This is a genomic window from Klebsiella sp. MS 92-3, from assembly GCF_000195655.1.
Lineage (GTDB): Bacteria > Pseudomonadota > Gammaproteobacteria > Enterobacterales > Enterobacteriaceae > Klebsiella > Klebsiella pneumoniae.
This window is the reverse complement of record NZ_GL882806.1, coordinates 4409-11890: the sequence shown is the minus strand read 5'-3', so window position 1 is coordinate 11890 and position 7482 is coordinate 4409. Positions and strand designations below refer to the sequence as shown.

5 protein-coding genes and 1 pseudogene are annotated in these 7482 nt (G+C 56.2%); 5 read left to right on the top strand and 1 reads right to left on the bottom strand.

The genetic code is table 11. The features are described from left to right. Positions 1-1308: pseudogene (ravA, locus tag HMPREF9538_RS14570) on the bottom strand (ATPase RavA); the annotation flags it as partial. Between the two features lie 217 nt (positions 1309-1525). Here ravA and kup point away from each other — a divergent pair. From kup to rbsB, 5 genes are all read left to right on the top strand, one after another. Beyond that, the gene (gene kup, locus HMPREF9538_RS14575) at positions 1526-3394 is read left to right on the top strand and encodes a low affinity potassium transporter Kup (protein WP_002882520.1); all 1869 of its coding nucleotides are present in this window, start codon (positions 1526-1528) and stop codon (positions 3392-3394) included. Positions 3395-3579: 185 nt separating this feature from the next. Then, positions 3580-3999, top strand: coding sequence for a D-ribose pyranase (rbsD, locus tag HMPREF9538_RS14580; protein WP_002882527.1), 420 nt, complete (start codon positions 3580-3582; stop codon positions 3997-3999). Positions 4000-4009: 10 nt separating this feature from the next. Further along, on the top strand, positions 4010-5515 hold the full coding sequence (rbsA, locus tag HMPREF9538_RS14585) for a ribose ABC transporter ATP-binding protein RbsA (protein ID WP_004211177.1): 1506 nt from the start codon (positions 4010-4012) through the stop codon (positions 5513-5515). 5 nt (positions 5516-5520) lie between these two features. Then, positions 5521-6486, top strand: coding sequence for a ribose ABC transporter permease (gene rbsC / locus HMPREF9538_RS14590; protein ID WP_002882531.1), 966 nt, complete (start codon positions 5521-5523; stop codon positions 6484-6486). A gap of 27 nt (positions 6487-6513) precedes the next feature. Then, positions 6514-7404 carry a ribose ABC transporter substrate-binding protein RbsB gene (gene rbsB / locus HMPREF9538_RS14595; RefSeq protein ID WP_002882536.1) on the top strand — a complete coding sequence of 297 codons (891 nt, stop codon included), beginning with the start codon at positions 6514-6516 and terminating at the stop codon, positions 7402-7404. Positions 7405-7482: the final 78 nt, after the last annotated feature.

Sequence of the window (7482 nt, the reverse complement as noted above, 5' to 3'; positions counted from 1 at the left end):
GCGGGGCGGCGCGAGGCGTGAGCCCTGCAGGCTCACATCGCGGACGACCAGATGCTGGCTGGTGTCGACATCCATATTGAGTAGTTGAGCAAAGCCGATCCCGTTGAGCTTACCGCGGATCTCGCCGCCCTTTTCCAGCCAGTTGGCTAACGCCTCGCGTTCAAAAGTAATGTGGATCACTTCCATATCGTGAAGTTTGAGCGGCTGCTGCAGCAGCAGCGTCAGGGTGGTCCCCTGGATCTCCGCCGGCAGTTCATAGTGCGGTTTGCGGCTAAACATCCCGCCAAGGCGGGTGACCTTCAGCGCCGTTTTGTCGCTTTGCTGTTGTTGGATCTGAATGCGTCGCTGCACAATCGCCCCCAACCGCGTCAGCATCGCCTGCTGTTGCCAGGCGTGACAGGTCATGAGCGTTTCCAGCTGCTGCGACATCAGGTTCATACTTTCGACGTTGTGCCACAGACAATCTTTCAGCAGGATTAGGTCAATCGGCGCGATGCTGTCGCGGCCGCTGAAGAAGGCGCTGGCCTGCAGCAGGCGAATAGCCTTTTTCCAGCGGCGATCCGAGACGTAGGGGGCATTTGGCAGGGCGTCCAGCTGCTGGCGGAGCTGGAATATCAGCTCAAACACCGCGTCCGGCAGTTTAATATTGCCGATCTGCTGCTGCCATTGGGTAAATTCCTCGTCGCTCACCTGCAGCGCGCTGGGCACTGGATTGCTGTTTTCATCCTGCTGGCTGACCAGCATCGAACGGAAATTACCTTTATCCTGCACTTTATCAAGCCATAGACGGATCAGCATTCGGTCATACAGCGCTTCCAGGCTGCTGTCGGCTTCCGGGAGTTCGTTCGACGCGGCCACCAGCAGGCGCATTGGGATTTTCTCTTCATGCGCGCCATTGCGGAAGTGACGTTCGTTAATCGCCGTCAGTAGGGTGTTGAGGATAGCCGGACCTGCTTTCCATATTTCATCGAGAAACACGATTTCCGCTTCCGGCAGGTAGCCGGCGGTTAAACGTTCGTAACGGCCTTCATCTTTCAGCGCCTGAATGGACAGTGGCCCAAAAACCTCTTCCGGGGTAGAGAAGCGGGTCATCAGATATTCAAAAGCGCGCGCCTGCTGGAAGGCGAATTTGAGGCGGCGGGCAATCAGGCTTTTGGCGATCCCCGGTGGACCAAGCAAAAAAACGCTCTCGCCGCTGAGCGCCGCCAGCAGGCAGAGGCGTATCGCGTGGCTGCGTTCAAAGAGTCCTTTTTCGAGTGCCGCGCTGAGCCGGGAAATTCTTTCAGCCAGTAAATGTGTTTGAGCCATAATTGAGTTGCGTGCTTTGTCATGTATCGTTATTGGGACGAGTATAGATGTTAGAGCCGGGGCGGTAATAGCCTGAAGAATCGATTTTTTTTTTTTTAGCCCGGGTAATATGGTGTCTGTTAGGGGTACGATTTCACAAATAATCGTGCATACTGTGCGCTTTTTGTGGGCCAAGGGACTAGGCACACATTTGTTTTATAAACGAAAAGACTAGTCTATGAGCACTGATAATAAACAATCGTTGCCGGCGTTAACGCTGGCGGCCATCGGCGTGGTGTACGGCGATATCGGTACCAGTCCACTGTATACCCTGCGCGAATGCCTGTCAGGTCAGTTTGGCTTTGGCGTAGAGCGCGATGCCGTTTTTGGCTTTTTGTCGCTGATTTTCTGGCTGTTAATCTTTACCGTATCGATTAAATACATCACCTTCGTGATGCGGGCGGATAACGCCGGGGAAGGCGGGATCTTAACGCTGATGTCGCTGGCCGGACGTAATACTTCGGCCAGAATGACCTCCGTGCTGGTGATCCTCGGCCTTATCGGCGGCAGTTTCTTCTATGGCGAAGTGGTGATTACCCCGGCGATTTCGGTAATGTCGGCGATAGAGGGGTTAGAAATTATCGCCCCGCAGCTCGATACCTGGATTGTCCCTATCTCCATTATCGTGCTCACCCTGCTGTTTGTGATCCAGAAGCACGGGACTGGCATGGTCGGCAAGCTGTTTGCGCCGATTATGCTGATCTGGTTCCTGTTGCTGGCGGTGCTGGGCGCGCGAAGCATTTACGCTAATCCGGAAGTTCTGCAGGCGCTGAACCCCTACTGGGCTGTGCACTTCTTCCTGCAATACAAGACCGTTTCCTTTATTGCGCTTGGCGCGGTGGTGCTGTCGATTACCGGGGTGGAAGCGCTGTACGCCGATATGGGCCACTTCGGCAAACTGCCGATCCGCGTTGCCTGGTTCTCCGTCGTGCTGCCCTCGTTGGTGCTGAACTATTTTGGCCAGGGCGCGCTGCTGCTGAAGCACCCGGAAGCGATTAAAAACCCGTTCTTCCTGCTGGCGCCTGAGTGGGCGCTGATCCCGATGCTGATTATCGCCACGCTGGCGACGGTTATCGCCTCCCAGGCAGTGATTTCCGGGGTCTTCTCCCTGACCCGTCAGGCAGTGCGTCTGGGCTATCTGTCGCCGATGCGCATTATCCATACCTCGGAAATGGAGTCCGGGCAGATTTACATTCCGTTCATTAACTGGCTGCTGTACGTTTCTGTGGTCATCGTTATCGTCAGCTTTGAGCATTCGTCTAACCTGGCGGCGGCGTATGGTATCGCCGTAACGGGCACCATGGTGCTGACCTCCATTCTGTCGGCGACCGTGGCGCGCAAAAACTGGCACTGGAACAAGCTGTTTGTCGGTCTGATGCTGGTGGCCTTCCTGTGCATTGATATTCCGCTGTTCTCGGCGAACCTCGATAAGATTGTCTCCGGCGGCTGGCTACCGTTGTCCCTGGGGATGGTGATGTTTACGGTGATGACGACCTGGAAGAGCGAGCGTTTCCGCCTGCTGCGCCGGATGCACGAGCATGGCAACTCGCTGGAAGCGATGATCTCTTCGCTGGAGAAGTCACCGCCAGTGCGTGTGCCGGGTACTGCGGTGTATATGTCCCGCGCCCTGAACGTGATCCCGTTTGCCCTGCTGCATAACCTGAAGCACAACAAGGTGCTGCATGAGCGAGTGATCCTCCTGACCCTGCGTACCGAAGATGCGCCTTACGTGCATAACGTTCGCCGGGTGCAGATTGAGCAGCTGTCACCGTCCTTCTGGCGGGTGGTGGCCAGCTACGGCTGGCGGGAAACGCCTAACGTTGAAGAGGTGTTCCACCGCTGTGGCCTGGAAGGACTCAGCTGCCGGATGATGGAGACCTCGTTCTTTATGTCGCATGAGTCGCTGATTATCGGCAAACGGCCATGGTATCTTCGCCTGCGCGGCAAGCTTTATCTGCTGCTGCAGCGTAACGCCCTGCGGGCGCCGGATCAGTTTGAGATCCCGCCAAACCGGGTTATCGAGCTCGGTACCCAGGTCGAAATCTGATGTCAAAAAAGCCCTTCCATTGCGAAGGGCTTTTTGTTTCTCACTCCGGTTGTTATGTCCTGTCGCTGCCTCGCGAAACGTTTCGATGGCGATCACATTTCTCTCTTCTGGTGATGGTTTTCTGCTCACACATTGATAATAATTATTTTAGCGAAACGTTTCGCTAGTGGAGCAAAAGAGAAAAAATGAAAAAAGGCACCGTACTTAACGCTGATATTTCCGCGGTCATTTCCCGCCTGGGCCACACCGATACGCTGGTGGTCTGCGATGCCGGATTACCGGTTCCCCGCAGCAGCACGCGCATTGATATGGCGCTGACTCAGGGCGTACCTTCATTTATGCAGGTGCTGGAAGTGGTGACGACGGAAATGCAGGTTGAAGCGGCTGTCATCGCGGAAGAGATTAAAACCCATAATCCGCAGCTCCACGCGACGTTGCTCACTCACCTCGAGCAGCTGCAGCAGCACCAGGGAAATACCATTGAAATTCGTTACACCAGCCATGAGCAGTTCAAAAAACAAACCGCAGACAGTCAGGCGGTAATTCGCAGCGGGGAGTGTTCCCCGTTTGCGAATATCATTCTCTGTGCCGGCGTCACGTTCTGAGGTCGCCGTCATGGAAGCCTTATTGCAACTGAAAGGGATCGACAAAGCGTTCCCTGGCGTCAAGGCGCTCTCCGGCGCGGCGCTGAATGTCTATGCCGGCCGGGTGATGGCGCTGGTAGGGGAAAATGGCGCCGGCAAGTCCACTATGATGAAGGTGTTGACCGGGATCTACACCCGTGATGCCGGCTCTTTGCTGTGGTTAGGCAAAGAGACGACCTTTAACGGCCCAAAATCCTCCCAGGAAGCCGGGATCGGCATTATCCATCAGGAACTGAACCTGATCCCTCAGTTGACGATCGCCGAGAACATCTTCCTTGGCCGCGAGTTCGTTAACCGTTTTGGCAAAATCGACTGGAAGCAGATGTATGCCGAAGCCGACAAGCTGTTGGCAAAGCTGAATCTCCGCTTTACCAGCCAGAAACTGGTGGGCGATCTATCGATTGGCGATCAGCAAATGGTGGAGATCGCCAAAGTGCTGAGCTTCGAATCGAAAGTCATCATTATGGATGAACCGACCGATGCGCTGACCGATACCGAAACCGAATCGCTGTTCCGCGTCATCCGCGAACTGAAGTCGCAGGGGCGCGGTATCGTCTATATCTCCCACCGTATGAAAGAGATCTTCGAGATTTGCGACAACGTGACGGTCTTTCGTGACGGGCAGTTTATCGCCGAGCGCGAGGTCTCGTCGCTGGATGAGGACCGACTTATCGAGATGATGGTCGGCCGTAAGCTGGAAGACCAATATCCACACCTCGATAAGGCGCCCGGCGCGGTGCGCCTGAAGGTCGACAACCTCTGCGGCCCGGGGGTGGATAACGTGACCTTTACCCTGCGCCAGGGGGAGATCCTCGGCGTTGCCGGGCTGATGGGCGCCGGGCGGACCGAACTGATGAAAGTGCTGTACGGCGCGCTGCCGCGCAGCAGCGGTTCCGTGACGCTCGATGGCCGCGAAGTGGTGACCCGTTCGCCGCAGGATGGTCTGGCGAACGGCATTGTCTATATCTCCGAAGACCGTAAGCGCGATGGTCTGGTTCTCGGGATGTCGGTAAAAGAAAACATGTCCCTGACGGCGTTGCGCTATTTCAGCCGGGCGGGCGGTAGTCTTAAGCATAAAGATGAACAGCAGGCGGTGAGTGATTTCATCCGCCTGTTTAACGTGAAGACGCCTTCAATGGAGCAGGCGATCGGCCTGCTCTCCGGCGGCAACCAGCAAAAGGTCGCCATCGCCCGCGGGCTGATGACCCGGCCGAAGGTGCTGATCCTCGATGAACCGACCCGCGGCGTCGACGTCGGGGCGAAGAAAGAGATCTACCAGCTCATCAACCAGTTCAAAGCCGACGGCCTGAGCATCATTCTGGTCTCCTCCGAGATGCCGGAAGTGTTGGGCATGAGCGATCGCATCATAGTGATGCATGAAGGGCATCTCGGCGGTGAATTCACACGCGAGCAGGCCACCCAGGAAGTATTGATGGCTGCCGCTGTGGGCAAGCTTAACCGTGTGAATCAGGAGTAAGAAAGATGACAACCCAGGCTGTTTCTGGTCGCCGCTATTTCACAAAAGCGTGGCTGATGGAGCAAAAATCGCTGATTGCCCTGCTGGTGCTGATCGCGGTGGTATCGACCATGAGCCCCAACTTTTTTACCGTCAATAACCTGTTCAATATTCTGCAGCAAACCTCCGTTAACGCCATTATGGCGGTAGGGATGACGCTGGTCATACTGACCTCGGGGATCGATCTGTCCGTCGGCTCCCTGCTGGCGCTCACCGGTGCGGTGGCAGCGTCGATCGTTGGCATTGAGGTTAATGCGCTGGTGGCGGTCGCGGCTGCCCTCGCATTAGGTGCGGCGATCGGCGCAGTCACCGGGGTGATTGTAGCGAGAGGCCGCGTGCAGGCCTTCATCGCCACCCTGGTGATGATGCTGCTGCTGCGCGGCGTAACCATGGTGTACACCAACGGCAGCCCGATCAATACCGGCTTTAGCGATAATGCCGATCTGTTCGGCTGGTTTGGCATCGGGCGTCCGCTGGGGATCCCGACGCCGGTATGGATCATGGCGATTGTCTTCCTGGCGGCCTGGTACATGCTGCACCATACTCGCCTGGGCCGTTATATTTATGCCCTGGGCGGTAATGAAGCGGCGACGCGTCTGTCCGGGATTAGCGTCAATAAAGTTAAAATTATCGTTTACGCCTTGTGCGGAATGCTGGCTTCGCTGGCCGGGATCATCGAAGTGGCGCGTCTCTCCTCCGCGCAGCCGACAGCGGGGACGGGCTATGAGCTGGACGCCATTGCGGCGGTGGTACTCGGCGGCACCAGCCTCGCTGGTGGCAAAGGACGCATTGTCGGCACGCTGATTGGTGCGCTGATCCTTGGCTTCCTGAATAATGGTCTTAATCTTTTAGGCGTTTCTTCCTATTACCAGATGATCGTTAAAGCGGTGGTGATTTTGCTGGCGGTACTGGTAGATAACAAAAAGCAGTAACTGAGAACTCTACAGGACATCTTAACTATGAATATGAAAAAACTGGCGACCCTGGTCTCTGCTGTTGCGCTAAGTGCGACCGTTAGCGCGAACGCGATGGCCAAAGACACCATCGCTCTGGTTATCTCTACCCTCAACAACCCGTTCTTCGTGTCGCTGAAAGACGGCGCGCAAAAAGAAGCTGACAAGCTGGGCTACAACCTGGTGGTGCTGGATTCCCAGAACAACCCGGCGAAAGAGCTGGCGAACGTCCAGGATTTAACGGTGCGCGGCACCAAGCTGCTGCTGATCAACCCCACCGACTCTGATGCCGTTGGCAACGCCGTGAAGATGGCGAACCAGGCGAAAATCCCGGTCATCACTCTCGACCGTCAGGCGACAAAAGGCGATGTTGTGAGCCATATCGCCTCTGACAACGTGCAGGGTGGGAAAATGGCTGGCGATTACATCGCGAAAAAAGTGGGTGAAAGTGCAAAAGTCATTGAGCTGCAGGGCATTGCCGGAACTTCTGCGGCGCGCGAGCGTGGCGAAGGCTTTAAACAGGCCGTGGCGGCGCACAAATTCAACGTCCTGGCCAGCCAGCCGGCCGATTTCGACCGCACCAAAGGCCTGAACGTGATGCAGAACCTGCTGACCGCACATCCTGACGTCCAGGCAGTGTTCGCGCAAAATGATGAAATGGCGCTGGGCGCCCTGCGCGCGCTGCAGACCGCAGGCAAGTCCGATGTGATGGTGGTTGGATTTGACGGCACTCCGGATGGCGAAAAAGCAGTAAACAGTGGCAAACTGGCGGCGACCGTCGCACAGTTGCCGGAGCAGATCGGCGCGAAAGGCGTTGAGACTGCTGATAAGGTACTGAAGGGCGAAAAAGTGGAAGCTAACTACCCGGTTGAGCTGAAGCTGGTCGTTAAGCAGTAATATGCGATTCGGACTGGCAACGGTCCGAGGGACAATATAAAAAAAGAAAAGCAGGGCATGCGCCACCGGATCCCGGTG

What these genes read in the sequence shown, in the direction of transcription:
- rbsD (WP_002882527.1), top strand. Translation starts at nt 3,580, where the DNA reads ATGAAAAAAGGCACCGTACTTAACGCTGATATTTCCGCGGTCATTTCC.
- rbsA (WP_004211177.1), top strand. Translation starts at nt 4,010, where the DNA reads ATGGAAGCCTTATTGCAACTGAAAGGGATCGACAAAGCGTTCCCTGGC.
- rbsC (WP_002882531.1), top strand. Translation starts at nt 5,521, where the DNA reads ATGACAACCCAGGCTGTTTCTGGTCGCCGCTATTTCACAAAAGCGTGG.
- kup (WP_002882520.1), top strand. Translation starts at nt 1,526, where the DNA reads ATGAGCACTGATAATAAACAATCGTTGCCGGCGTTAACGCTGGCGGCC.
- rbsB (WP_002882536.1), top strand. Translation starts at nt 6,514, where the DNA reads ATGAATATGAAAAAACTGGCGACCCTGGTCTCTGCTGTTGCGCTAAGT.